The 22,334-nt window shown below is 44.4% G+C and carries 28 protein-coding genes; 12 read left to right on the top strand and 16 right to left on the bottom strand.

Going from position 1 to position 22,334, the window contains the following annotated elements; genetic code table 11:
* The first annotated feature begins 291 nt into the window (after nucleotides 1-291).
* From FD960_RS02110 to FD960_RS02100, 3 genes are read left to right on the top strand one after another with little or no spacing between them, the layout of a single operon-like run.
* Nucleotides 292-582, top strand: coding sequence for a hypothetical protein (locus FD960_RS02110; protein ID WP_215299518.1), 291 nt, complete (start codon nucleotides 292-294; stop codon nucleotides 580-582).
* Complete coding sequence (locus FD960_RS02105) at nucleotides 560-889, top strand: hypothetical protein (protein ID WP_215299516.1); 330 nt, start codon at nucleotides 560-562, stop codon at nucleotides 887-889. The genes FD960_RS02110 and FD960_RS02105 overlap by 23 nt, the downstream gene beginning before the upstream one ends.
* Nucleotides 876-1,106, top strand: a complete 231-nt coding sequence (locus FD960_RS02100) for a hypothetical protein (RefSeq protein ID WP_215299514.1) — start codon at nucleotides 876-878, stop codon at nucleotides 1,104-1,106. The genes FD960_RS02105 and FD960_RS02100 overlap by 14 nt, the downstream gene beginning before the upstream one ends.
* A gap of 244 nt (nucleotides 1,107-1,350) precedes the next feature.
* On the opposite strand, the gene infA is transcribed toward FD960_RS02100, so the two are convergent.
* The gene (infA, locus tag FD960_RS02095) at nucleotides 1,351-1,611 is read right to left on the bottom strand and encodes a translation initiation factor IF-1 (RefSeq protein ID WP_215299513.1); all 261 of its coding nucleotides are present in this window, start codon (nucleotides 1,609-1,611) and stop codon (nucleotides 1,351-1,353) included.
* Between the two features lie 86 nt (nucleotides 1,612-1,697).
* The gene (locus FD960_RS02090; protein WP_072583619.1) at nucleotides 1,698-1,901 is read right to left on the bottom strand and encodes a cold-shock protein; all 204 of its coding nucleotides are present in this window, start codon (nucleotides 1,899-1,901) and stop codon (nucleotides 1,698-1,700) included.
* A gap of 356 nt (nucleotides 1,902-2,257) precedes the next feature.
* Between FD960_RS02090 and FD960_RS02085 the strand changes: the two genes are divergently transcribed.
* Nucleotides 2,258-3,211, top strand: coding sequence for an alpha/beta fold hydrolase (locus FD960_RS02085; protein ID WP_215299512.1), 954 nt, complete (start codon nucleotides 2,258-2,260; stop codon nucleotides 3,209-3,211).
* Between the two features lie 309 nt (nucleotides 3,212-3,520).
* On the opposite strand, the gene FD960_RS02080 is transcribed toward FD960_RS02085, so the two are convergent.
* The 6 genes from FD960_RS02080 to FD960_RS02055 form a co-directional block, all read right to left on the bottom strand.
* The gene (locus tag FD960_RS02080) at nucleotides 3,521-4,234 is read right to left on the bottom strand and encodes a DUF554 domain-containing protein (protein ID WP_215299510.1); all 714 of its coding nucleotides are present in this window, start codon (nucleotides 4,232-4,234) and stop codon (nucleotides 3,521-3,523) included.
* 39 nt (nucleotides 4,235-4,273) lie between these two features.
* Complete coding sequence (locus tag FD960_RS02075; protein ID WP_215299509.1) at nucleotides 4,274-4,975, bottom strand: pirin family protein; 702 nt, start codon at nucleotides 4,973-4,975, stop codon at nucleotides 4,274-4,276.
* 9 nt (nucleotides 4,976-4,984) lie between these two features.
* Nucleotides 4,985-5,587, bottom strand: a complete 603-nt coding sequence (locus tag FD960_RS02070; protein WP_215299508.1) for an FMN-dependent NADH-azoreductase — start codon at nucleotides 5,585-5,587, stop codon at nucleotides 4,985-4,987.
* Between the two features lie 25 nt (nucleotides 5,588-5,612).
* Nucleotides 5,613-6,302: an alpha/beta hydrolase gene (locus FD960_RS02065; protein ID WP_215299507.1), complete on the bottom strand. Its 690-nt coding sequence runs from the start codon at nucleotides 6,300-6,302 to the stop codon at nucleotides 5,613-5,615.
* 2 nt (nucleotides 6,303-6,304) lie between these two features.
* A complete protein-coding gene (locus FD960_RS02060) occupies nucleotides 6,305-7,150 on the bottom strand; it encodes a class III extradiol ring-cleavage dioxygenase (RefSeq protein ID WP_215299506.1) in 846 nt (281 codons plus the stop codon).
* 79 nt (nucleotides 7,151-7,229) lie between these two features.
* On the bottom strand, nucleotides 7,230-7,646 hold the full coding sequence (locus FD960_RS02055) for a DoxX family protein (RefSeq protein WP_215299505.1): 417 nt from the start codon (nucleotides 7,644-7,646) through the stop codon (nucleotides 7,230-7,232).
* 121 nt (nucleotides 7,647-7,767) lie between these two features.
* Here FD960_RS02055 and FD960_RS02050 point away from each other — a divergent pair, with 121 nt between their 5' ends.
* The 5 genes from FD960_RS02050 to ahpF all read left to right on the top strand — a co-directional run bounded on the left by FD960_RS02050 (nucleotide 7,768) and on the right by ahpF (nucleotide 12,427).
* The gene (locus FD960_RS02050) at nucleotides 7,768-8,670 is read left to right on the top strand and encodes a LysR family transcriptional regulator (protein WP_215299504.1); all 903 of its coding nucleotides are present in this window, start codon (nucleotides 7,768-7,770) and stop codon (nucleotides 8,668-8,670) included.
* A 482-nt stretch (nucleotides 8,671-9,152) separates the two neighbouring features.
* Nucleotides 9,153-9,569 carry a MarR family winged helix-turn-helix transcriptional regulator gene (locus tag FD960_RS02045; protein ID WP_215299502.1) on the top strand — a complete coding sequence of 139 codons (417 nt, stop codon included), beginning with the start codon at nucleotides 9,153-9,155 and terminating at the stop codon, nucleotides 9,567-9,569.
* 85 nt (nucleotides 9,570-9,654) lie between these two features.
* Nucleotides 9,655-10,044 carry a 4-oxalocrotonate tautomerase family protein gene (locus FD960_RS02040; protein ID WP_215299500.1) on the top strand — a complete coding sequence of 130 codons (390 nt, stop codon included), beginning with the start codon at nucleotides 9,655-9,657 and terminating at the stop codon, nucleotides 10,042-10,044.
* A 155-nt stretch (nucleotides 10,045-10,199) separates the two neighbouring features.
* Nucleotides 10,200-10,763 (top strand): alkyl hydroperoxide reductase subunit C, encoded by a 564-nt coding sequence (gene ahpC / locus FD960_RS02035; RefSeq protein ID WP_062307523.1) that lies wholly within the window; start codon nucleotides 10,200-10,202, stop codon nucleotides 10,761-10,763.
* A 119-nt stretch (nucleotides 10,764-10,882) separates the two neighbouring features.
* Entirely contained in the window at nucleotides 10,883-12,427 is a 1,545-nt protein-coding gene (gene ahpF, locus FD960_RS02030; protein ID WP_215299499.1) for an alkyl hydroperoxide reductase subunit F, read from the top strand.
* Between the two features lie 91 nt (nucleotides 12,428-12,518).
* Here the strand turns inward: ahpF and FD960_RS02025 are convergent, their stop codons facing one another.
* The 6 genes from FD960_RS02025 to FD960_RS02000 form a co-directional block, all read right to left on the bottom strand.
* Nucleotides 12,519-13,814 carry a Glu/Leu/Phe/Val dehydrogenase gene (locus tag FD960_RS02025; RefSeq protein WP_371817438.1) on the bottom strand — a complete coding sequence of 432 codons (1,296 nt, stop codon included), beginning with the start codon at nucleotides 13,812-13,814 and terminating at the stop codon, nucleotides 12,519-12,521.
* 165 nt (nucleotides 13,815-13,979) lie between these two features.
* On the bottom strand, nucleotides 13,980-16,889 hold the full coding sequence (locus FD960_RS02020) for an FAD-binding and (Fe-S)-binding domain-containing protein (protein ID WP_371817448.1): 2,910 nt from the start codon (nucleotides 16,887-16,889) through the stop codon (nucleotides 13,980-13,982).
* Between the two features lie 161 nt (nucleotides 16,890-17,050).
* On the bottom strand, nucleotides 17,051-17,620 hold the full coding sequence (locus FD960_RS02015) for a phasin family protein (protein ID WP_215299493.1): 570 nt from the start codon (nucleotides 17,618-17,620) through the stop codon (nucleotides 17,051-17,053).
* Nucleotides 17,621-17,773: 153 nt separating this feature from the next.
* Entirely contained in the window at nucleotides 17,774-18,592 is an 819-nt protein-coding gene (locus FD960_RS02010; RefSeq protein WP_215299491.1) for a peptidylprolyl isomerase, read from the bottom strand.
* A 55-nt stretch (nucleotides 18,593-18,647) separates the two neighbouring features.
* On the bottom strand, nucleotides 18,648-18,968 hold the full coding sequence (locus FD960_RS02005; RefSeq protein WP_215299489.1) for a hypothetical protein: 321 nt from the start codon (nucleotides 18,966-18,968) through the stop codon (nucleotides 18,648-18,650).
* Nucleotides 18,969-18,984: 16 nt separating this feature from the next.
* Nucleotides 18,985-19,788 (bottom strand): sulfite exporter TauE/SafE family protein, encoded by an 804-nt coding sequence (locus FD960_RS02000; protein ID WP_251369818.1) that lies wholly within the window; start codon nucleotides 19,786-19,788, stop codon nucleotides 18,985-18,987.
* A gap of 76 nt (nucleotides 19,789-19,864) precedes the next feature.
* Between FD960_RS02000 and FD960_RS01995 the strand changes: the two genes are divergently transcribed.
* From FD960_RS01995 to FD960_RS01985, 3 genes are read left to right on the top strand one after another with little or no spacing between them, the layout of a single operon-like run.
* A complete protein-coding gene (locus FD960_RS01995; RefSeq protein WP_215299487.1) occupies nucleotides 19,865-20,407 on the top strand; it encodes a GNAT family N-acetyltransferase in 543 nt (180 codons plus the stop codon).
* Complete coding sequence (locus tag FD960_RS01990; RefSeq protein ID WP_215299484.1) at nucleotides 20,404-20,949, top strand: isochorismatase family protein; 546 nt, start codon at nucleotides 20,404-20,406, stop codon at nucleotides 20,947-20,949. Before FD960_RS01995 ends, FD960_RS01990 begins: the two co-directional genes overlap by 4 nt.
* A gap of 54 nt (nucleotides 20,950-21,003) precedes the next feature.
* Nucleotides 21,004-21,222 (top strand): hypothetical protein, encoded by a 219-nt coding sequence (locus FD960_RS01985; RefSeq protein WP_015420558.1) that lies wholly within the window; start codon nucleotides 21,004-21,006, stop codon nucleotides 21,220-21,222.
* Between the two features lie 9 nt (nucleotides 21,223-21,231).
* Here the strand turns inward: FD960_RS01985 and FD960_RS01980 are convergent, their stop codons facing one another.
* Both FD960_RS01980 and FD960_RS01975 read right to left on the bottom strand, forming a co-directional pair.
* A complete protein-coding gene (locus tag FD960_RS01980; protein ID WP_251369817.1) occupies nucleotides 21,232-21,534 on the bottom strand; it encodes a 4a-hydroxytetrahydrobiopterin dehydratase in 303 nt (100 codons plus the stop codon).
* On the bottom strand, nucleotides 21,527-22,261 hold the full coding sequence (locus tag FD960_RS01975; RefSeq protein ID WP_215299481.1) for a pseudouridine synthase: 735 nt from the start codon (nucleotides 22,259-22,261) through the stop codon (nucleotides 21,527-21,529). Before FD960_RS01975 ends, FD960_RS01980 begins: the two co-directional genes overlap by 8 nt.
* Between the last annotated feature and the right edge of the window lie 73 nt (nucleotides 22,262-22,334).

The raw sequence follows: 22,334 nt of genomic DNA, 5'->3' as shown, positions 1-22,334 counted from the left end.
TTCATTTATGAAACCATTTGTCGTGTTTCCCGACAAACTAGGTTTTCCCTGCTCTACTCCTGCGATTTCTCTGCTCAAACTCAATAGCTTCTTCTAATACGGCTTTTTGACGTGCAGTCTCAACAGCAACTTCTTTTTGTTGCTTAATTAAGTGCTTGCCTGTAATTACTTGCCGGTCATTATTCAGTGACTCTAATGTGGGCTTACTCTTCCCAGGGGTATTTTTCTACATCGATTTTTCAAAAAATCATGCTATAATGTAATCATGCGGCATGAATATAGGAGAATGCTATGGGCGCAGTAATAGATCATCAAGTTATTAAATCCATTGGATCCAGTGGGCAGATCTCGCTTGGGAAAGAGCATGCAGGACGTCAGGTATTAGTGGAAACGCCTGAACCTGGCGTTTGGGTGATTCGTACCGCCACAGTTATCCCCGACAATGAGCGTTGGATACATACGCCAGCTATTAAAAAGGACTTATCAGCAGCATTGGCCTGGGCACAAAAATCGCCAGCCAAAGCAACTGACCTTTCTAAACTAAAAATGGCTAAAGCTCATGGCGCGAAACGCAAAGCCTGAACCCTTAGTTGAGCTTGATCTGAATAACCCCATCTTCCAATCTACCTGGGAGAGTTTGGAGCTAACCGAACAAGAGAAAGCCTTTGCCACTTTTGAGAAAATCACGCAATTGACCTGGAACCAGATTTACCGCGACAAGGGATTGAGGTGGGAAAAGATTCATAGCATTCCTGCACCAAAAGGTATTGATGCGCTCTACTCATTTCGAGTAAGCAAATCCATCCGGGGAATTGGTTTCAGGGAAGATCATTTCCTAAGGGTTTTATTAATTGAACCAGATCATGATGCTGCTTATGGAAAAAAATAAACCCCCACACCAAAGCGTTGGTTACACCACTGTTGAGCAGATTCTCAATTCGCCCGATCCTGATATTGCTGGATCCTACTACGCCATGCAACGTGCTGGACAGGCTGCAATAGACTTGGCAATTCAAACCAATACTGCAATCGTAACTACCGTTGATGGCAAGATTGTTCGGATCCCTGCTGCAGAACTCATCAAACAGCGTCAACTTAAAGCCTAAACACCGTTGGTCGCGAGTTCGAATCTCGCCCGACCCACCAGTTATACAAAGGGATCACAGCAATGTGGTCCCTTTTCTTTTGGCTGCATGGGATGTGTTGATAACTTATGGTGGCAATAAGCGATCAAAGAAAAACCACCCGAAGGTGGTTTTAGCATTTATTGCTTGCCTGGGGCTGCATCGTCCAGTGCCTGAGATTCTTTGCAAGTATTAATTTAATTTGCGGCTTTAACCTCTAAAACCATCAATACCGTCTTTTCGGCGCACTAGCAAAAGATTGCTTCTTCTCAATATGTCGAAATGTGATGCGGCCTTTACTCAAGTCATAAGCGGATATCTCTAAAGAAACCTTATCTCCAGCCAATATACGGATATGATTTTTTTTCATTTTGCCCGCTGTATAAGCGATAAGCTTATGGCCATTGTCTAAAGTAATCCGATAACGAGAATCCGGCAGAATTTCATCAACAAGACCCTCCATTTCAAGCAATTCTTCTTTTGCCATTTAACATCCTTAATAAAAATAAAAAAGCCCAGTCATGCTGGGCTTTGGACCAGGGAAAAAATTTCCGCCTGGCATTTGCTTATGAGTTAAACAGGTTGAATATTGGATGCTAACTTGCCTTTAGGGCCAGTAGTAATATCAAAAGTCACTTTTTGACCTTCAGCTAAAGACTTAAATCCACTGCTATTAATTGCTGAAAAATGGGCAAATAAATCTTCGCCACCGAGTTCAGGGGTAATAAAGCCGAAGCCTTTAGCGTCGTTAAACCATTTCACAATTCCGTTTGCCATATCTGACTATTCCTTAAAAAAATATAAAAGGGGCTAAGCCCCGAATGGGGCGAAAGTCAAGAATGGCGGGGGAGATGCTAAGAAGAACTATCGCAGAACTGCGGTATTAATTACTAGTACAACAACACTATAAGCTTGAAAATCGCTAAGTATATTTTACTCTACTTTGGTCATTAAAAATTAATTATCAATAAATCACATTAAAAACAGTCATAGGCACAGGTTAAAGTGCTTTGAAGGCCGTTGTTCGGGATTTAGAATCTCGCTCGACCCACTAGCAATACCAAGTTTTCTAGGCCCAGCAATGCAATGCTAATATTTTCTTTTATCTAAAACAATGTAAACAATAGGTCACCATGAAGCCATTCAATAAGGTCTCTAACCTTTTAAAGATCCCCTTTATGCGAGGTGTTTATTTAACTTTTGCTACCGTATTGGCTTCACTTAGCTTGCACATTCCAGCGCAAGCACAAGAAAAGCCTGAAATTAAGTATGCCTCAGTGAATGGCGTGAAGTTAGCCTACTACCTAAAAGGCAAAGGCGATCCCATGATCCTAATCATGGGCTATGCAGCTACTATGAGCGCTTGGGACCCCGCTCTTCTTGGGGAGTTATCAAAGAATAATCAACTCATCATTTTTGATAATCGTGGCGCCGGACTCTCTACAGATACCAAAGAAAACAATACAACCATTCCTCAGATGGCAGATGATGCCGCGGGTTTAGTCAAAGCACTGGGTTTCAAAAAGGTAAACGTGTTCTCATGGTCAATGGGCGCTCGAATTGGACAACAGCTTGTGATCAGACACCCAGATTTGGTCAGCAAGCTTATTCTTTGCGCCCCAAATCCAGGTGGAAAGTATCAGATTGCTATTTCTAAAAAGGTTGGGGAGGAGCTCAATAACCCAAGTCTTTCCCCGATGGAAAATTTCGAGTTATTGTTCCCAATTACGCCAGAAGGCAAGGCAGCTGCCAAGGTTGTATATGAAAGGTTTATGGCAGCAAAAGCAGCAGGAACCATCCCCAATGATTTTGTCATCTCCAAGGAAACTAAGGAGCGCCAAGTTCGTGCTCGTATCACACTTTGGAATGCCGATAACCAAAATTATAAGGACTTAAAAAATATTAAAGTTCCCGTTCTAGTTGCAGATGGTCGTGAAGACATCATCGACAATCCTAAAAACTCAGTTGTTATTGCCAATCAAATTCCTTTTGCTTGGTTGGCTTTTTATGAAGGTGGTCATGCATTTTTATTCCAAAGTTACAAAAAACTTTCTGAAACTGTGAATATCTTCCTGCAAAAAGACTAACCAAATAGCCCTGTCTAGGTCAATCTAACATCTTCAAATCCGTTGGTCGCGAATTCGAATCTCGCCAGACCCACCAGTATCAAGAAACCCTCACTAGCAATAGTGGGGACTTTGTCTTCGTAGGCTGGTCAAATGTGGTGACTGTTCGGAACAATAGAAGATCTGTTGGACCGAGATGGGTCAGGTTGTTCTACGCTGGATGACCGTGAGCGACTTGAGAGAGTTGGAGGTGTCGTGTTTCGAGACACTTAATGCACTTTGTCGGTAAACACGACAAAATATGCTTCAAACAATAAAGAATTTTAATAATTACAGTCTTTGCAATATCGCTGAAATCGGCATTATGAGTAGCAAAGCTGGAAGCATATTAACCGCAGCAAAAACTTTGATGCTCGTTATACGCAAACCAATTGCAATCAGAATTACTCCTCCCGTAGCTGAGAAGTCTGCCAGCATCGTTGGTGTGGTTAGCGGCATCAACCATTGAGCAGAAATCAATAATCCGCACTGAATTAAGAACTGAGGGATAGCTAATAACGCTAAAGATAATCCTAATTGGGTAGCAAAAATAATGCTAGTGAAGAAATCCAAAATGGCCTTGGTGACCAATAAAGTGTAATCCCCGTTTAAACCTTCTTGTATGGCACCAAAAATACCAAGGCCACTTACAGAAAATAAAACCAATAAAGATACGAAAGCTCCTAAATGTTTCTCATCACCAAGCAACTTTGAATGCTCAATTTTAAGAGTCGTCAAAAGTTTCTTTTGAGCAAGCTTAATCGAGTGATTAAGCCGATCCTCTAATTGCAATAACTCTCCCAAGGTATAACCTATCAAAACAGCCAATACCATCGCAGGCACCTGACGAACCTTGATCAACAGAGTAATGCCTAGACAAATTGCAATTAACCCTGATACAGCAGGCAAGGAATTAGATATCCGGCTGGGAATATGGCGGTGAAAAGCAGCGCCCACACTCGCGCCAATGATGATGGCAATACTATTGGATATGGGGCCAATCATTTTCTGAATTATTCCCTATGTTTGTAGTGATAGCATGAATTATGGGGCTAAATCAAACACTAATACTTCTGCATCTTTTCCATGTGAAATGCTGATTTGCTCCTCATCGGCGATCATTAAAGCATCCCCTGCATTCAGATTTTGTCCATTAACTTCAAGCGATCCTTTAATCAAATGAACATAGGCTTTACGCTGAGGATTAATGTCTAAAGTTGCCTTTTGATCACCATCAAATAAACCAGCATAGAGCTTGGCATCCGCATTCATTTTGACCGAATCACTCTCACCATTTAATGAAGCCACCAAGCGCAACTTACCCTGCTTTTCAACCAATGGAATTGTCTTTTGCTCATAACTAGGTCGTACACCAGTGAATTTAGGTTCAATCCAAATTTGCAGAAAATGGGTTTGTTGACCCTCTGCATGATTGAACTCACTATGTACTACGCCAGTACCAGCACTCATACGTTGAACATCTCCAGGCGGAATCCCTTTGATGTTCCCCATGCTATCTTGATGTGCCAGCTCGCCCGATAAAACATAGCTAATAATTTCCATATCGCGGTGACCGTGATCACCAAAACCACGGCCTGGCTCAATGCGATCTTCATTAATCACCCGCAAATTTCCCCAGCCCATGAGTTTTGGGTCATAGTAATTAGCAAATGAGAATGAGTGAAAACTCTTTAACCAACCATGATCGGCATAGCCACGCTCATTGGATTTTCTAAGATTGATCATGAAGATTCCTTATATGCTTATTGCTGTAATAATTTCACTAGCCCCTGCAAGACTCTTTGCTTTTTGCTCCGGTGAAACAGCCAAACCTTCTGCGTAAATAAACTCCACATCAGTAATGCCGATAAAACCTAAAAAGTCTTTGACGTATTTTGTTTGCGTATCTTTGTCAGTTCCAAAATAAAATCCGCCACGAGTTGCCAAAACAATCGCCTTTTTACCGGTTAGCAAACCCACGGGACCAGCAGCTGTGTATTTAAAGGTCATACCCGCTCTAGCTAAATTATCAAAGTAGGATTTAAGCTGCGATGGGATCCCAAAGTTATACATAGGCAAAGCTAGCACTACCGTATCGGCATCACTGATTTCTTGAACGAGATCATCAGACTGGGCTGCCAGTACTTTTTGCTCTGCAGTGCGCTGCTCAGGCGGCGTAATGAACGCACTAAATTGCTCGCCATTTAAATGGGGTAATGAATCTTTTGCCAAGTCTCGCTCAATAATCTTGACGCTAGGATGGGCTGTTTTAATACGCTCAAGTAGTTGATTAGACAGCTGTCTGGATTGGCTGTTATCGCCCAAAATGCTGCTATTAATACTGAGTACTGTTTTCATATTCAATTCCTTTTTAAATAATTTACTAAAAGTTACTGGTAGTTAACTCAAACTGCTCATTAAGCCATTGCACAAAATCTTTCAACTCATTTTCTGAAATCTCATGATCCATCGGATAAATTTTGCTTACATGAGGTACGTTCAAATCATTTAACAATTCATCAGCTTGAAATAGAAAGCTAATAGGCAGCTTGCTATCAAACTTACCGTGAGCCAAATACGCTTGCAGTTGCTTTAAACCTTCTAGGTTATTAATATGCGGCTTAATTTCAGGCAGAATTCGTCCAGAGAGAACCCCAAAGCCTTTGACCGCATTAGGAAAAGTCAAAGCCACGCTAGCACTCATAATGCCTCCCTGACTAAAACCAGCCACAACTGTATTGCCACTAGTGACCTGATATAGCGCTTGCATTTCTTTAATGAAGACCAATAAACGCAATCGACTCTCTTCAGCTTCTTGTTCATTAATTTGCGGACCATCATTGGTAAACGCAACATGAAACCAAGCAAACTGATCGCCACCATTGTTTAATGCAATCGGGCCTTGAGGCATGACCACCAAAATAGCCGGATCAATCCATTTGCTGATCTCTGAAAAATTACGCTCATTTCCACCTACCCCATGAAGCAGGAGTAAGCAGCCTTTTGGCGGACTGACACTAGCTGGTCGCACACGATAGGCAAACTGGGCACCTGGTAATAGCTGGCTAATCATCTTTAGATCTCGCTTCCTTCGTGTACATCTTCTTCATTCAAATGACCTCTAGTAGATTGATTCAAACCCCATGCGAAAGAATCCATTGATAAAATACCGTACTCAATACCACCTTCAATAGTTTTTAGATTGACATCATCTAAACGAGCACCCAAAGCAACAAAGAGGGGTAAGAAATGCTCATCCGTTGGATGTGCACGCATTGCACCAGGCGCAAACTCTCGATACGCCAACAATTGGTCCAACCTTTCAGACTGAACTGCTTGTTTGACCCAATCGGCAAAGGAACTGACATACGGCAAATCTCCGCCAACACCTTGTCGAAAATCATGTAAGTTGTGCGTCATACTGCCTGAAGCAATAATCATCACACCCTTTTTTCTTAAGGGGCCTAGAGTCTTACCTAGTTCATAGGCGCTTTGCGGATCCAGACCTTTTGGCATGGAAACTTGAAATACCGGAATATCGCCATTAGGCAACAAGTGCATTAAAGGAACCCATGTGCCATGATCTAAACCACGAGTAGGATTTTCTTGAACGATTAAGCCTGCCTGCTTAAGAACATCAATTGCTTTCTTTGCCACATCTGTTGCACCCTTAACTGGGTATGAAAGCTCATACAAGGGCTTTGGAAAACCATAAAAGTCATGAATAGTCTCTGGCTGAGGATTAGTCATTACCTCAATATCAGCAGTCTGCCAGTGTGGCGACACAACTAAGATGGCTTTGACATCACTAAGATTTTGGCCGATATGATTTAACTGCTCACCCAAGATGCCAGGCTCAATGGCAAAGGTCGGCGCACCATGAGAAATGAACATAAGAGGGGCAGCAACTAAGGTTCTCATTTTTTACTCTTTATCTATATATGTAGAGCGAATGCGCCCCTACCCCATCAACGAAAGTAGAGGCGCTCCGACTCAAGACTTAATCTTGTTTAGCTTTCAAACCATCGATACTGAACTTGCCTGCGCCACTTGATGCCAATACCAACAAACCACCCATTACGGCAATGTTCTTAAAGAACAGGAGTTGTGCGATGAATGCCGCATCTGCGGGAGCTGCCCAAAATGCGTGGCCAGTAATCGAAGCGGCCAATGTGAAGACAGCCAACAGAACTGCGACGATACGAGTTTGAAAACCTACGAGCAATGCAATACCGCCTAAGACTTCAGCAATGATGGCAACGATTACGCCCAATGTGGGAGCTGACATACCCAAAGAAGTGAAGTAACCAACCGTACCTTCAAAACCAGTAATCTTCGATAATCCAGCCGGTAAAAATAGAGCAGCAATTAAAACTCGTCCAAACAGATTTAAAGCATTTTCATAAATGTGTTTCATTTAATACTCCTTGTTTAATAAATTAAGCGGAAAGACTGCTTTCCTTAGGTAGAACTTTACTGTTCCATAATTAATAGATAAACTAGCATTTATGAGATTGACTGTTCAATAAATCGGAACAATGGATAAATTCCAAGAAATCACCACCTTTACCGCTGTTGTAGATGCAGGCAGCTTTGTTAAGGCGGCTGATCGACTAGGCATGTCTAAGGCTGCAGTCTCAAGACATCTCGTAGATTTAGAGACAAGACTGGGCATTCGCTTACTTCATCGCACCACCCGCAAACTCTCCCTCACAGAAGAAGGTGAGCTCTTTTATGGTCGCTGCAAAGAAATCTTGGAAACCCTAGAGAGTGCCGAGAATGAAATCACTTCACACACAGATGATGTGAGCGGGCATATTCGCATTAATGCACCCTTTAGTTTTGGCATACGAAAGCTATCACCACTGTGGGGAATCTTTCATCAAAAGTATCCCAAGGTGACTTTAGACGTTGTGCTCTCAGATCGGTTAGTGGATGTCGTAGATGAGGGATATGACATTGCCATTCGAATCGCTGCACTAACGAATTCTACGATGGTGAGTAAAAAGCTTACTACTACTCGAATCATTTTGTGCGCCTCACCAACATACCTAAAAGAACATGGCATCCCAAAGCAACCTGCTGACTTAGTAAACCACCAGGTAATTAACTATAGCTATTGGGCAGGAAAAGAAGAATGGAGCTTTGATGGGCCTAAAGGTAAAGAGAGTGTGAACATTAAACCCTTTATGCAAACCAATAATGGGGATACCTGTCTTGTTGCGGCTCTTGCTCATCAAGGCATTGTTCTGCAACCTAGCTTTATCGTAGGTGATGCCATACGAGCAGGTGATTTAGTAGAAATCATGCCTCAATATAAATCGATTGAATTAGGTATCTATGCCCTCTTCCCCACAAGGCAACATATTGCACCTAAGGTAAGAGTATTAATTGATTATCTGGTGGAGTATTTTTCTAAAAAAGATTTAGATAATTTTTAGAGATGAAGAGCAACCCGTCACCTGTATGGCATTTTCATGCTCGGCATGATGGATTCTCATACGGCATACGGCCGATCGATAAAGGTTACAGAAATAAATTAATCGAGTTATTTAATCAGCTCTCACCAGTGAGTTGATATCTACGATTTGCTCATACTGAACTGACCTGATTTTTAGTACCACTCCCAAAGAGAGGATTTTTGATAATCTTCACCCTAAAGGAGTGCTAATCATGGCCAAAGGTCAACGTCTTAAACCCGAACAAATTGTCACCCTGTTACGCCAAATCGATGTATTAACCAGCAATGGCAAAAAACTCATCCCAAGATATTAAGAATGTGAAGGTCAACGACACCATCGTTAGCAGAAGACTGGCTATCAAGCAAATTAAGCCCATAGTCATACTGGTTCACACCCCGCTTTGGCTGGGCTCTAAATTGTCATTAGTTGCATAGCTAACTAAATAGAGTTACACTATTCTTATGTTCGAACAATGCCTCTACTTCAACACCACCAGCCTAGCGCGTCAGCTAGAGCGGGAATGGACGATTGCATTTAAACCCTTCGGACTCACTCCATCCCAGGCATTTATGCTCAGAGTGGTATTGGATAAGGCGCCGCTACTGCAAAGCGAACTTGCCAAGGAAATGAGTATCAGTCGCCCAACTGCGACTAGAACCCTAGACGGTCTTGAGCGCCTTGACCTCATTAAACGCATCGCCTCTGAAAGAGATGGTCGCGAACAAGAAATTCATCCAAGCAAAACAGCGCTCGAACTCAAAGATGCACTTAATGCAGCGAGTGGTGCAGTTACCAAACGTTTAAAAAAGATTTTAGGTGGCAACCATTTTGAAACGGTTGTAGAGCAGCTTCGAGGAATAAGCTCCGCCCTGAAGTGATCCTCACTTTTTTATTTTCTAAATAGTTGCATAGCTAACTTGTTGTAGAAATACCCATTCACCATAAACCCCAAAGGAGAATCTCATGCCAATCTTGAACGTCAAGGTCAGCGGCCAAAAATCTAGCGCTACTACTCAGGCCATTAACACTCTACTGCTTGACCTCACCCATCGAATTTTGGGAAAGAAAAAAGAGCTTACCGCCATTACTATTGAATATATCGATGCAGACTGCTGGATGGTAGGCGGATCTCTTTTAAGCGAACAGGGTAAAAACAGCTTTTACTTTGACATCAAAATTACCGATGAAACCAATACCAAAGATGAAAAAGCGCTCTATATAAAAGAAGCCTTCGAGGGATTTAATCGCATCTTAGGCAAGTTGCATGAAGAGAGCTATATCTACGTTCAGGATGTCAGGGCTGCAAGTTATGGCTACGAAGGAAAAACTCAAGAGTATCGCTACCACCATTAGAAAGGGGGCTGGAGATATCAGCCCCAAACGAGCAATATGAATTGATCGATAAAATAGATAAGTAATATCTAAATTATTCATTATGCAAATAAATAAATAGTCTCTAGAATGGGTTCTGTTGTGAAGCAACTATTTCATTTTTTACAGGAGAAACCATGTCACTCATTAACACACCAGTTCCACCATTCAAAACTCAAGCTTTCCACAATGGCAAGTTCGTTACCGTTTCTGACGAAACCCTCAAAGGCAAATGGTCAGTATTGATTTTTATGCCAGCAGCATTCACATTCAACTGCCCTACAGAAATTGAAGATGCGGCTGAAAACTATGCTGAATTCCAAAAAATGGGTGCAGAGGTATACATCATCACTACTGACACACATTTCTCACACAAAGTGTGGCATGAGACTTCACCAGCAGTTGGTAAGGCTAAGTTCCCATTGGTTGGCGATCCAACACACACACTCACACGTGGTTTTGGCGTTCACATTGAAGAAGAAGGCTTGGCATTGCGCGGCACATTCATCATCAATCCTGAAGGCATCATTAAGACTGCAGAAGTGCACTCCAATGAAATCGCTCGTGATGTTTCCGAAACATTGCGCAAGCTCAAAGCTGCACAGTACACAGCGGCTCACCCAGGTGAAGTTTGCCCAGCGAAATGGAAAGAAGGCGCAGCGACTTTGACTCCATCTTTGGATCTCGTAGGCAAGATCTAATCATTTAGTCAGTTATTTGCTTTAACCAATCAGACTCTCTTCGGAGAGTCTATTGGAGAGGATACAAACAATATTTCCTGCCCAATAGGCTCATCAAGAACAATATTTAGGAATCGACCATGTTAGACAGCAATATCAAATCCCAACTGAAGGTCTATTTTGAAAAGATAGTCAATCCCATAGTCCTCACTGCGACTGTAGATGACAGCGCCAGTTCAGCGCAGATGCTGGAACTGCTCAATGAGGTTGCCGAACAATCTGACAAGATCACCGTAAGCACTTCAGGCAATAGTGTGAATGCGCCAAGCTTTACTGTAGGCAAAGCTGGAGAGATCCCTCGAATCGCATTCTCAGGCCTACCAATGGGTCATGAAATGACCTCTTTTATCTTGGCGATTCTGCAATCGAGCGGTTACCCACCTAAGGTAGAGCAAGAAGTCATTGATAGCATCAAAGGTCTCACTGGAAAACTCCACTTTCAGACATTCATTTCTTTGTCATGCCACAACTGTCCCGATGTAGTTCAAGCATTGAATTTAATGGCCGCCCTCAATCCCAACATCGAACACGAAATGATCGATGGCGCCCTCTTTCAGGATTTAGTGGATCAACGCCAGATCATGGCAGTGCCAACAGTTATTCTGAATGATGAAGTATTTGGCCAAGGACGCATGAGCGTTGAGGAAATTGTTGCAAAACTAGATACCGGCGCCTCAACACGCGACGCGGAAAAGATTAGCGCCAAGGCTCCATTCGATTCTTTAATTATTGGTGGGGGCCCTGCTGGCGCTTCTGCGGCAATCTATTCAGCTAGAAAAGGCATCAGAACCGGCATTGTTGCCCAGCGCTTTGGTGGACAGGTGGCAGATACAGTTGGTATTGAGAACTTTATCTCAGTAAAAGAAACTGAAGGCCCTAAATTGGTGATGGCGCTCGAGCAACATGTGAAAGCCTATGAAGTCGATGTCATGAATCTTCAAACTGCTAAAAGCCTAAATAAGGCAGGCGATGAGATCGAGATCACTCTTGAAAATGGCGCAGTACTCAAAAGCAAAACGGTGATTCTTAGCACTGGTGCACGCTGGCGTGAAATGAATGTGCCAGGAGAGCAAGAGTATCGCGGCAAAGGTGTTGCCTACTGCCCTCACTGCGACGGCCCTTTATACAAAGGCAAGCGTGTAGCTGTCATTGGCGGTGGCAACTCTGGCGTTGAAGCAGCTATTGATTTGGCCGGAATCGTCAGTCACGTTACTCTAGTTGAGTTTGATACCAAGTTACGCGCCGATGCGGTACTCCAGAAGAAATTGCATGGCCTATCGAATGTCACCATCATCACCAATGCCTTAAGCAAGGAAGTATTAGGAGCTGAGGGAAAGGTGACGACCTTAAGATATGAAGATAGAGCAAGCAAGCAAATGCATGATGTCGCGCTTGAAGGGATCTTTGTGCAAATTGGCTTGCTGCCCAATACGGATTGGCTAAAAGGCGTGATTGACCTATCCCCTCGAGGTGAAATCATCATCGATCAAAAGGGTGAAACGTCTATGCCCGGTGTATTTGCCGCCGGAGACTGCACTACAGTCCCATACAAGCAGATCATCATTGCCATGGGTGAAGGGGCAAAAGCCTCACTCTCCGCATTTGATTACTTGATCCGCTCTTAATTAAAAGCGGCGCAATAAAAAAGCCCTTGAGTTCTTATTCAAGGGCTTTTTTACGAAGAGATGTTGTGTCACCGCAGCTCTTGATACTCTCCTAAGGATATAAACCCCGCATCTGTCTCGCTTTCAGAATGCGTTCACACCCCACAATGAAGGTGGCAGTTCGCAATGTCACCTGATGCTTCTTAGCAACTTCACAAATTCCCTTGAAAGCATCAATCATGAGAATATCGAGGCGATTGTTAATTTCAGCTTCGGTCCAGAAAAAGCTAGAGAAATCTTGTACCCATTCGAAGTAGCTGACTGTAACGCCCCCAGCATTAGCAATCACATCCGGAACGATTGTGACATTCATGCTCGTGAGAATGTCATCGGCCTCTGGCGTGGTGGGACCATTTGCCCCCTCAACAATTAATTTAGCCTGAATGGTTGCGGCATTAGCAGCGGTAATTTGAGACTCTAGTGCAGCTGGGATCAGGATATCGCAAGGCGATGACCAAAACTGTTCATTGGAAATCAATTCTCCAGAAAATCCCTTAATCTCACGCGCGACTGAGACGTGTTCAAGCAAGGCATTGATATCAAACCCATCGGGGTTATAGAGAGCCCCCGAATGATCCTGAATAGCCACCACTTTAGCGCCAGCTTCAGCAAACAAACGGGCCGCCTCGCCACCCACATTACCTAGACCTTGAATCGCTACCCGAGCGCCTGCGAGTTCACGATGCATTTGTCCATAGGCTTCTCTAGCCACAACAAATACACCCCGCCCAGTAGCATCCCTTCTGCCCAAGCTTCCACCAAGAGAAATGGGTTTTCCGGTAACTACGCCTGAGGTGGTGTATCCCTGATTGACGCAATAGGTATCCATCATCCACGCCATGATTTGCTCATTCGTATTCACGTCAGGCGCAGGAATATCTTTTTGCGGACCAATCATCATATTGATCTCACTAGTGAATCGGCGCGTCATTCTCTCAAGCTCGGCTTGTGATAATTTTTTAGGGTCGACGCGAATGCCACCTTTCGCACCCCCAAAGGGAACATTGACCACAGCCGTCTTAATCGACATCCACGCGGCCAAGGCGGTTACCTCGGAAAGCGTGACTTCTGGATGAAAGCGAATGCCGCCTTTGCCCGGACCACGAGATAAATTGTGGTGTACGCGATAACCTTCAAAGTGGGCGATCGTACCGTTATCTAATTCAATCGGCACATCAACAATCAAAGCCCTCTTTGGGCGCTTTAGTGTTTCAACCCAGCGAGTCAGAGACCCCAGATAAGGAGTAACACGATCAATCTGCTCTAAGTATGTCCCCCAAGCACCGAGATTATTGGGATCAAAATATGATGCAATTTCGTGACTCATCAGAATTCCTTCGGGTGGCATGAATAAGGTGATTTTTGATACATATTACGCCCTATAAGAGAGGCCTTAATGAAAACCGAATATCCATTACAGCAGTATGACCATGTCCACATATTGACAGCCTTACAGCCCAGAAAAAAAGCCCCCAAACATCTCTGCAGGGGGCTTAGTGGCAAATATGAATCATTAGTGTTTTTTCAATTGCGCTTGGTGCGCCATCTGCAATAGTTCCGCCAAATGCTTTACCTTGCGGCCAGTTTCTTGCTCGATCTGCTCCCTGCAACTAAATCCATTGGTGAGAATGACCGTGTCTTGATCTGCCGATCTAATCGCAGGCAAAAGAACTAGCTCACCCACTGCTTTGGATATTTCCACGTGCTCCGGATTAAATCCAAAGGAGCCTGCCATACCGCAGCAACCACTATCAATGTAATTCGCTTTAGCACCTAATGCAGTCAAGAGCGCAACATCACCCTTGGTGCCAAATAGCGATTTTTGATGGCAGTGTGAGTGCACCAAGATATTGCAATCTAATGGGGGCGGCGTATATCCCTGCTCATGTAAGAAATCACCTAATAAGTAGGTGCTGGAAGACAGTAATTTGGCTCTTGGATCGTTCGGGAAGAACTTTAATAGCTCATCCTTAAAGATAGACATGCATCCAGGCTCAAGACCCACTACAGCAATCGGAGCACCATCACCCGCATTAATCTCATCGCCAATGGCATCAAGAATCTTTTCCAGTTTTTGCTTCGCCAAATCTAAGTAGCCAAAATCATATAAAGGGCGACCACAGCACAGCGGCGTCTTTGGAAGAGTCGCTTCAAAACCCGCATGACCAAGTACCTCAACCGCAGCATTAGCTACCTCAGGATGGAAATGCTCACAGAAAGTATCCACCCATAGAATGACTTTTTTCTGACCTACGCTAGCACTCTGTGATTTCTGGAATTGCTTTCTAAAAGATTGATTCGCGAATTTTGGCAAAGTGCGTTCTTTTGCTACGCCACCTACCCACTTAGCAATATCAGACAAGACCGGCGTTTGCATAATGCCGTTCACCAACCAAGAGAACTTACTTGCTAACGGTGCCCAGTCACCAATGCGCCCCATCGTCAGAGCCTGACGTGGCCGTCCGTGCTTCTCATGGTAGTGGGACAAGAACTCTGCCTTATAAGAGGCCATATCCACGTGAGCGGGACAGTCAGACTTGCAGCCTTTACAGGAAAGGCAAGTATCAAGCGCCTCTTTTAATTCATTACTCTCCCAACCATCAGTAATGACTTCGCCTTGTAGCATTTCCCAAAAGAGTCTTGAGCGACCACGAGTGGAAAAGCGCTCTTCTTTAGTTGCGCGGTAGCTTGGGCACATGGTTCCTACTTTTTCACTACGGCATTTGCCCATACCCACGCAACGCTCTACCGCTCTTTGAAATCCGTTACCTTCCTGACTCAAGAAATTTAAGCGAGTTTTGATATTGACCACTTTATATTCCGGGCCCATACGTAAATTTTCATCAACGCGATACGGATGCACTACTTTGCCAGGATTAAGTTTGTTCTGAGGATCCCAAATACGCTTGAATTCATGCATAGCGCCCATTAACTCTTCGCCGAACATAATCGGCAAAAACTCCGCTCTAGCCTGGCCATCGCCATGCTCGCCAGTCAATGATCCACCAAACTCCACCACCAAAGTAGCAGCATCACGAATAAAGGATCTAAACTGAGCAACACCTTCTGCTGTGCGCAAATTAAAGGTAATGCGCGCATGAATACAGCCATCACCGAAGTGGCCATACAGCGATGTTTCATAGCCATAAGAATCTACTAACGCCTGGAAAGCTCGGAGATACTCGCCTAAACGTGCGGGGTCAACCGCAGCATCTTCCCACCCAACTACTGGATCCGGTGAATTAGGGTCGATCGATAAATGGGTGGCTGAAGCACCATTCTCACGAATAGACCAAATACGTTTTTGTAATGCAGCATCTGGTACTAGCCAAGTAGATGGCTTTGGCCCTATAGTTCTGGCTTTGAAGTACTGCTCGGCTTTTTCAGCCTGAGCAATTGCGCCCTCAAGAGTGTCATCGCCAAACTCAACGACGACCCAAGCATTACCAGGTGGCAACAAATCAATTTCTGCTTTAGCCAAGTTGCGCTGCTGCAAGCCACGAATAATCTTATAGTCCAGACCTTCGATGGCGATTGGATTGAATGACTGATACTCCGGCACCGCATCGCCTGCCAAATAGATATCTTCAAAGCCCAGCACCAACACCACTCGCTTTGCCGGACTCTTCACTAAACGTACTTTTGCAGAAAGCGTCAGGGCGCAAGTCCCTTCAGTTCCAACCAAAGCACGCGCAACGTTAAATCCATTCTCAGGCAAGAGCTGATCCAAGTTATATCCAGAGACACGGCGCTTGATATTAGGAAAGCGCGCCCGAATCAGATCCGCATAACGATCACGCAAGTTCAGTAGGTCTTGATAGATTTGACCTTTGCGGCCACCAGCCGCAATAATGTCTTGCAACTCTTGGTCTGATGTGGGGCCAACCCAAAAACGCTCACCATCATAGGTCAAAATTTCTAGGGCCTCCGTGTTTTCAAGCGTCTTGCCCGCCATTACAGAATGCGCACCACAAGAATTATTCGCCACCATGCCGCCCAAAGTACAACGACTGTGCGTAGATGGATCTGGAGCAAAGGTTAGACCATGCAACTCAGCAGCATCGCGCAATGAATCACAAATCACACCCGGCTCGACAATTGCGGCACCCGCAACAGGATCTAAAGAGAGGATGTGATTGCAATACTTAGAAATATCAAACACCACTGCGTTATTGACGGTCTGGCCATTCATGGAGGTGCCTGCTCCACGCATCAATACTGGCGCCTTATTGCGATGGCAAATTTCAATGCCCTTCACAAACTCTTCCGTATTTTTTGGGGTAACTACCCCAATAGGAATTTGACGGTAATTGGAAGCCTCGGAGGCATAAACCGCTTGGTGGGCGGTATCAAAATGAACAGAACTGCCTAAAGCTGCCGTTAGTTCAATATTCAGTTGTTCCCACTGAGAAATGCCACCCATAATTCCATCCTTGTTAGATACGATTACCCCCGATAGGGCATCGTCCATTCTAACAATTTCCGGCTATTTGTGATGGGCGCCACTCTTGAGCGGGCCAAGACCCAAGAACATCTCAGCCAAGCGTTATTCAGGGCAACTTGGCTAATATTCACATAGTGAAATTACTTCTTGGTAGATTTTTTAGGTGGTGAACTAGCGCCCTTCTGAGCCCCCGACAAACTACTCATGTTTTCTACGCTTTTTTCGAAATTCACAAACGAATCCGCCATCGCCGCCCGAATTAATTCGAAGTTTTGCAAAGCATTACTAAAAGAGGCTTTAAACACAGATGTATAAGGCTCTGTTCCTGCTGGCGCGTTTTGTGTGGCCTCATTCACAAAATGAATTAAATCGTGTTGCGACTCTTTAATCATCGATTCGGCAATCTTAGCCAGCTCTTTGTTTCCGCTAGCTAATGCCTGAAACAGTTTAGCCTGGTAATCAGCCACTTCCTTTGCTGCATCTTGCAACACTTCTGCATGAACATAATCAAAGGCCGCCTTAGGATCTTGAGTTTTCATCAACTCAGCAACCTTAGTTTGCAGATTCTTGGCAAGCTCTTGGGATGCCTGTTGATTAAGCTGCGCGATTGCTTGAGCGCTAGTCAGTGCAACTTGGCCAACTGCCTTGACGGCTTCCATGCCCTTGGCTTGATTGGCCATTGCATTTAAATCAAATGGGTTCTTGCTCATTGCGACCTCCTGAGTTGTTCAATACCAAATCCAATCTACTCTCGATTGGGCAATATTCAGATAGAGAAATACCATTAGAAGACCCACCCAGAAGCCCTTAAATGCAAAAGAGCGCCAGAAAGGCGCTCTTTTAAGAGGAAAGCCAAGACTAGATTACTGAACGACGATATTGGCGCCCTTGCGCAATTGTGACAAGAACTCAAATTGCTTTCTCTGAATCAGGCCATTACGAATCGCTGCCTTAGCCTGTTCAAAGCTTGGTGGCTGGCTTGATTTTTTATCTTCCAACTTAATTAAATACCAGCCCTGAGGCATTTGAATAGGCGTTGGAGATACTTGACCCTTAGAAAGCGTTGTTAGCACGGCTGCAATCTGAGGCAAAGTTTGACCAGCCTGAACCCAGCCCACGGCCCCACCCTGCACTTTATTTGGAGCCAAAGAAACACTCTTGGCCACCTTATCAAAAGACTCGCCTTTTTTAATTCGAGCCAAGGCAGCTTGCGCATCGGCTTCTGTTGCTACAGCAATATCACTCACCTTGTATTCCACAATTGTGCCCTGCGCACCCAATGATGCAATTTCACGTTGATACTCAGCTTGAATATCTGCATCGCTTACCGGGTTATTCGCGATAAAAGTAGAGAGCTCTAAATCCGCTAAATAATTTTGGCGAATGAGCGCTAACTGACGATTCGCTTTATCTGAATTCGCAATCCCATCTTTCTCTGCTTGCTGAGCCAACAGATGAATTTCAATTAACTTGGCAACAACCGCTTTACGCAGCTCTGGAGAATCCTTTTGGCCCTGTGCCAAGGCAGCCTGAATACCTTGCTCTACCGCATCATTGGAAATAATGACGCCATTGACAGAGGCGGCGGCATTCAAAGGCAATGTACCTTGAGAATGTGCAAGACCGATTGGTGCGACAGCTAAGGTGGAGATAGTAAGGCAACGAATAAATAATGATTTCATGAATAACTCTTTTCTAAAATATAGAAGCAATGGTAACAGCTTGATGCCCGGCACACTAATACGTCAAGGTAGCAGGAATAGGCTCAAACGGTGCGGCAGATTCTTCTCCTTGAGCCTCGGCCTGTTCTTCACCTTCGGGATTGTGAACATAACGACTATCTAAGCTTGGCTTGGGATTGGGGTTTGCCGGCATCACACCAAGATATATAGGGCCCATTGGCGTCTCCGCAGGCGCAATAGGCTGACTATTTAACTCATGTAACTGTGCGGGGGTATAGGGCGAGAAAGTTTGCGCGGGTGCCAGAACCGAATAGTATGAGCCGATGGCAAATATGAAAGTTAAGTACGCTGGCGATCTCACTGGATTAATAATCACTTTCTCTTATACCGATCTATGCAGTCAAACCATCGGCAATTAATTTAATGCTCGCGACCAATAGAAAAAATTGAACGATGATGTAATACCACTTTGCTGAAATTCGTTTGGCTAAATAAAATCCCAAATAGACTCCTATTGGAACGAGAGGAAGAAACAGAATTGAGGTGGCTAGCTGACTAAAGTTTAGTAAATTCAGATGAGCGTATGGCAGCACTTTTCCAAAATTCAACAGCGTGAAAAATATCCCTAGCGTAGATGTGTAGACAATGGGCGAAACCTTTTCTCGCAACATATAAATTGTTATTGGCGGCCCACCAATATGCGCTACAAAAGCAGTAAATCCTGAGGCGCACCCCATTAATCTACCTAGCCAGGGATAAGGCTTTGCCTCCTGCATATTCAAGCGCGAAATCACCAAGTTTTGTATTAAGAAGAGTAAGGTAAATATCCCAATCGAAAGGGACAGGATTTTTGGCGTAATGAGTGAGAAAAAGAGGCATCCCAAGAGCATCCCCAAAACTGCTGGAAGCAGAATTAACTTGAGGATGCGCCAGTCAGCATTCCTAATAAAGCGACGCAAGCCCACTAAATCAATTGCTATCAGCAAAGGTAGCAAGATTGCCAGGGCTTCATTGATACTCGTTTGACTAGCCATCAAAGGCAGAGATAGCACCCCAAGTCCGGCGCCAAAGCCACTCTTGGATATTCCCACAATCACCACACTCAGGGTGCCCAATACAAAAAAGGTGGCTGAGTGCTCGTTAAACGCCTGAAGCAAAGAAAGCATGAAAAGACCGAACGATGAATAAGGATTCATTTTAGGGGTAAATGCCCTTTATGCACTGAGATAAAAACAGTATGCTCATCTCACAAGCTGCAGCCAACGAGCCCCAATGAAAACATCTGCCTCTTACCTTGAGAAAGTCTATCCACTGCGGGCGGGCGCCTCTTATGTCATTCGCGCAATCCTACCAACAGACAAAGAGCGCATTATTGGCCTGTTTAACCATCTTTCTCCAGAAAGCCGCTATCTCCGATTTGCCCATGCCATCTCGAAGTTGCCTGATGATTTTTTAGAGGATGTCTTAGACCTGGATTATCAGAAGGAGATGGCCTTGGTCGCAGTCATTCAAACGGACGATGGCCAAGAAGAGATTATCGGGATCGCTCGCTACGTTACCCCTTCCGGTCAATCCGCTTGTGAATTTTCCCTTAGCGTGAGCGATGACTTTGGTGCCCTAGGGATTGGCACCCATCTCATGCAAGAGCTCATCAGCTATGCCAAGAGTAATCAGTTATCCGAAATGCTAGGCTATGTACTCAGCGCCAATCATAAAATGTTACAACTTGTGACTGAGCTGGGGTTTCAAATTGAAAATATGGAATCAGATTCAGAATTCAACATTGTTAAGCTATCACTCTCATCAAGATCATGACGCAATCACTTCATATTGATGCCCTTCAATCAACACTGATCTTGGTTGATCTACAGGGACGCCTAATGCCTGCGATTGACCAGGGTGAGCACGTGCTACGCCAATGCATTCGCACCGCCAAAATTGCAAAGCTATTGAACATCCCCGTTATCAGCACAGAGCAAAGCCCTGCTAGCCTAGGGGCCAATGTTGATGCCATCAAAATCTATTGCGATCAAACGATCACGAAAGAACACTTCAACGCCTGTGCAGATGGTCTGATTGAAGCACTCCCCGCCAGTCGCCCACAACTGATTTTGATAGGCTGTGAGACTCATGTTTGTCTGATGCAAACCGCGCTCCAATTAATAGAGGATGGTTTTGATGTCTCTATTGCTGTAGATGGGGTCGGCTCTCGGCACCCACTGGATAAAAAGCTTGCCTTAGACCGTATGCACAGCGCTGGCGCCCGACTCATCACCACCGAGATGCTGGCATTTGAGTGGCTGAAATCAGCTAAAAATTCTGCCTTCAAAGAAGTTCTTGCATTAGTAAAGCAATAGAACTGGGCTTGTCGGGTTTTATTTGCTATTCTGCAGCATCAATAAAGGATAAATATGACTAATGACACTCAAACCCAAAACGACGAAGATTTTGACTACGGGTGCGAATGCGCCATGACGCTTTTAAATGAGCCAACGGAAGATTGCTTAAATGATCTTATTGATGAGCTGGATGAAGATGGCATGATTGCAACTGAAGTTGTCTATGGCTTATTAGCCACCATTCTCATGAGCATCACCTCTGAAGATGAGGATGACGAAGAGGCTCAGTAAAGCAAGGTTTTACTGTAAGACTTGTTCAGCAAATTGGTCCATGGCGCAAGCCATGGCCAAATCCAGCTCCGTTAATGCCTTGATGGAGTGGGTGCTTAGATGCACAGATACTACATTCCAGGCATTAGACCAATCGGGATGATGATTAATCTCTTCTGCATATCCCGCACAAAGCGTCATAAATTCAAAGGCGCTTTTAAAGTCCTTAAAAATAAATTTTCTGAAAATCTCTCGGCCTCCATCGGCAACTTGCCAGCAAGGCAAGGTCCCCTGAAAATCAAAATCATCAGGTAGGCGTTTTGGTTCAGACAATTGGAGCATCCACGCTTTTAGAAAGCAACTGAAGATCGGCTGGATACAGCCAACGCCACTCACCCTCAGCCAAGTCTTTCGGCATGACATATTGACCAATTTCAGTTCGGTGCAACTTGGCGACATGATTTCCCACGGCCGCCATCATTCGTTTTACTTGGTGATAACGACCCTCAACAATCGTCATCGCCAAGGTATTCTCGCTCAACTGCTTACAGGCGGTGGCAAAGCAGGGCTTTGGATCATCATCGAGCACAACACCATTTAATAAATGATCTATTTGTTTTTGAGTAATAGGTTCTGGGGTAGTGATCTCGTATACCTTGCCAATATTCTTCTTGGGCGTGGTCATCTTATGAATAAATTGACCATCATCTGAAATCAAAATCAACCCTGTTGTATCAAAATCTAGCCGACCGACGCATTGCAGGCCTCGCTCTACAAAAGGTTTTGGCAACAGGCTATAGACGCTTGGGTGGTGGGTAGTTTTATGGGAGCATTCGTAATTCGGGGGTTTATTAAAAGCGATATAGGCCTTTTCATGAAACTCCCAGTCCTGACCCTCTACATTGAGAACTAAACCTTCCGTAGGAATGCGTTCTTCTGGATCTTCGGCCAACACACCGTTCACTTTTACCAAGTCCGCATAGACCAGGTCGCTGCAATAACGCCGAGTACCAAAGCCCTGACTAAATAGTATTTTTTCGAGTGAAAGTGGTTTTGCCATATATGCTGCCGAGAATACTACAAAGATGAACAGTTCGGCGCTGATGAAATGAAGCCTTTATCATTAAGGTCTA

The sequence above is a fragment of the Polynucleobacter sp. AP-Nino-20-G2 genome, assembly GCF_018688235.1.
Classification (GTDB): Bacteria; Pseudomonadota; Gammaproteobacteria; order Burkholderiales; family Burkholderiaceae; genus Polynucleobacter.
The sequence above is the reverse complement of the archived record's forward strand: the minus strand, read 5'-3'. Positions and strand labels throughout refer to the sequence as shown.

Coding starts and splice junctions, on each gene's coding strand:
- FD960_RS02050 (WP_215299504.1), top strand. CDS start 7,768: ATGGATAAATTCCAAGAAATCACCACCTTTACCGCTGTTGTAGATGCA.
- FD960_RS02110 (WP_215299518.1), top strand. CDS start 292: ATGGGCGCAGTAATAGATCATCAAGTTATTAAATCCATTGGATCCAGT.
- FD960_RS02105 (WP_215299516.1), top strand. CDS start 560: ATGGCGCGAAACGCAAAGCCTGAACCCTTAGTTGAGCTTGATCTGAAT.
- FD960_RS02070 (WP_215299508.1), bottom strand. CDS start 5,587: ATGAAAACAGTACTCAGTATTAATAGCAGCATTTTGGGCGATAACAGC.
- FD960_RS01975 (WP_215299481.1), bottom strand. CDS start 22,261: ATGGCAAAACCACTTTCACTCGAAAAAATACTATTTAGTCAGGGCTTT.
- ahpF (WP_215299499.1), top strand. CDS start 10,883: ATGTTAGACAGCAATATCAAATCCCAACTGAAGGTCTATTTTGAAAAG.
- FD960_RS01985 (WP_015420558.1), top strand. CDS start 21,004: ATGACTAATGACACTCAAACCCAAAACGACGAAGATTTTGACTACGGG.
- FD960_RS02040 (WP_215299500.1), top strand. CDS start 9,655: ATGCCAATCTTGAACGTCAAGGTCAGCGGCCAAAAATCTAGCGCTACT.
- FD960_RS02020 (WP_371817448.1), bottom strand. CDS start 16,889: ATGGGTGGCATTTCTCAGTGGGAACAACTGAATATTGAACTAACGGCA.
- FD960_RS02060 (WP_215299506.1), bottom strand. CDS start 7,150: ATGAGAACCTTAGTTGCTGCCCCTCTTATGTTCATTTCTCATGGTGCG.
- FD960_RS02090 (WP_072583619.1), bottom strand. CDS start 1,901: ATGGCAAACGGAATTGTGAAATGGTTTAACGACGCTAAAGGCTTCGGC.
- FD960_RS02080 (WP_215299510.1), bottom strand. CDS start 4,234: ATGATTGGCCCCATATCCAATAGTATTGCCATCATCATTGGCGCGAGT.
- FD960_RS02045 (WP_215299502.1), top strand. CDS start 9,153: ATGTTCGAACAATGCCTCTACTTCAACACCACCAGCCTAGCGCGTCAG.
- ahpC (WP_062307523.1), top strand. CDS start 10,200: ATGTCACTCATTAACACACCAGTTCCACCATTCAAAACTCAAGCTTTC.
- infA (WP_215299513.1), bottom strand. CDS start 1,611: ATGGCAAAAGAAGAATTGCTTGAAATGGAGGGTCTTGTTGATGAAATT.
- FD960_RS02065 (WP_215299507.1), bottom strand. CDS start 6,302: ATGATTAGCCAGCTATTACCAGGTGCCCAGTTTGCCTATCGTGTGCGA.
- FD960_RS02015 (WP_215299493.1), bottom strand. CDS start 17,620: ATGAGCAAGAACCCATTTGATTTAAATGCAATGGCCAATCAAGCCAAG.
- FD960_RS01995 (WP_215299487.1), top strand. CDS start 19,865: ATGAAAACATCTGCCTCTTACCTTGAGAAAGTCTATCCACTGCGGGCG.
- FD960_RS01990 (WP_215299484.1), top strand. CDS start 20,404: ATGACGCAATCACTTCATATTGATGCCCTTCAATCAACACTGATCTTG.
- FD960_RS02055 (WP_215299505.1), bottom strand. CDS start 7,646: ATGAAACACATTTATGAAAATGCTTTAAATCTGTTTGGACGAGTTTTA.
- FD960_RS02085 (WP_215299512.1), top strand. CDS start 2,258: ATGAAGCCATTCAATAAGGTCTCTAACCTTTTAAAGATCCCCTTTATG.
- FD960_RS02075 (WP_215299509.1), bottom strand. CDS start 4,975: ATGATCAATCTTAGAAAATCCAATGAGCGTGGCTATGCCGATCATGGT.
- FD960_RS02100 (WP_215299514.1), top strand. CDS start 876: ATGGAAAAAAATAAACCCCCACACCAAAGCGTTGGTTACACCACTGTT.
- FD960_RS02000 (WP_251369818.1), bottom strand. CDS start 19,788: ATGAATCCTTATTCATCGTTCGGTCTTTTCATGCTTTCTTTGCTTCAG.
- FD960_RS02010 (WP_215299491.1), bottom strand. CDS start 18,592: ATGAAATCATTATTTATTCGTTGCCTTACTATCTCCACCTTAGCTGTC.
- FD960_RS02025 (WP_371817438.1), bottom strand. CDS start 13,814: ATGCCACCCGAAGGAATTCTGATGAGTCACGAAATTGCATCATATTTT.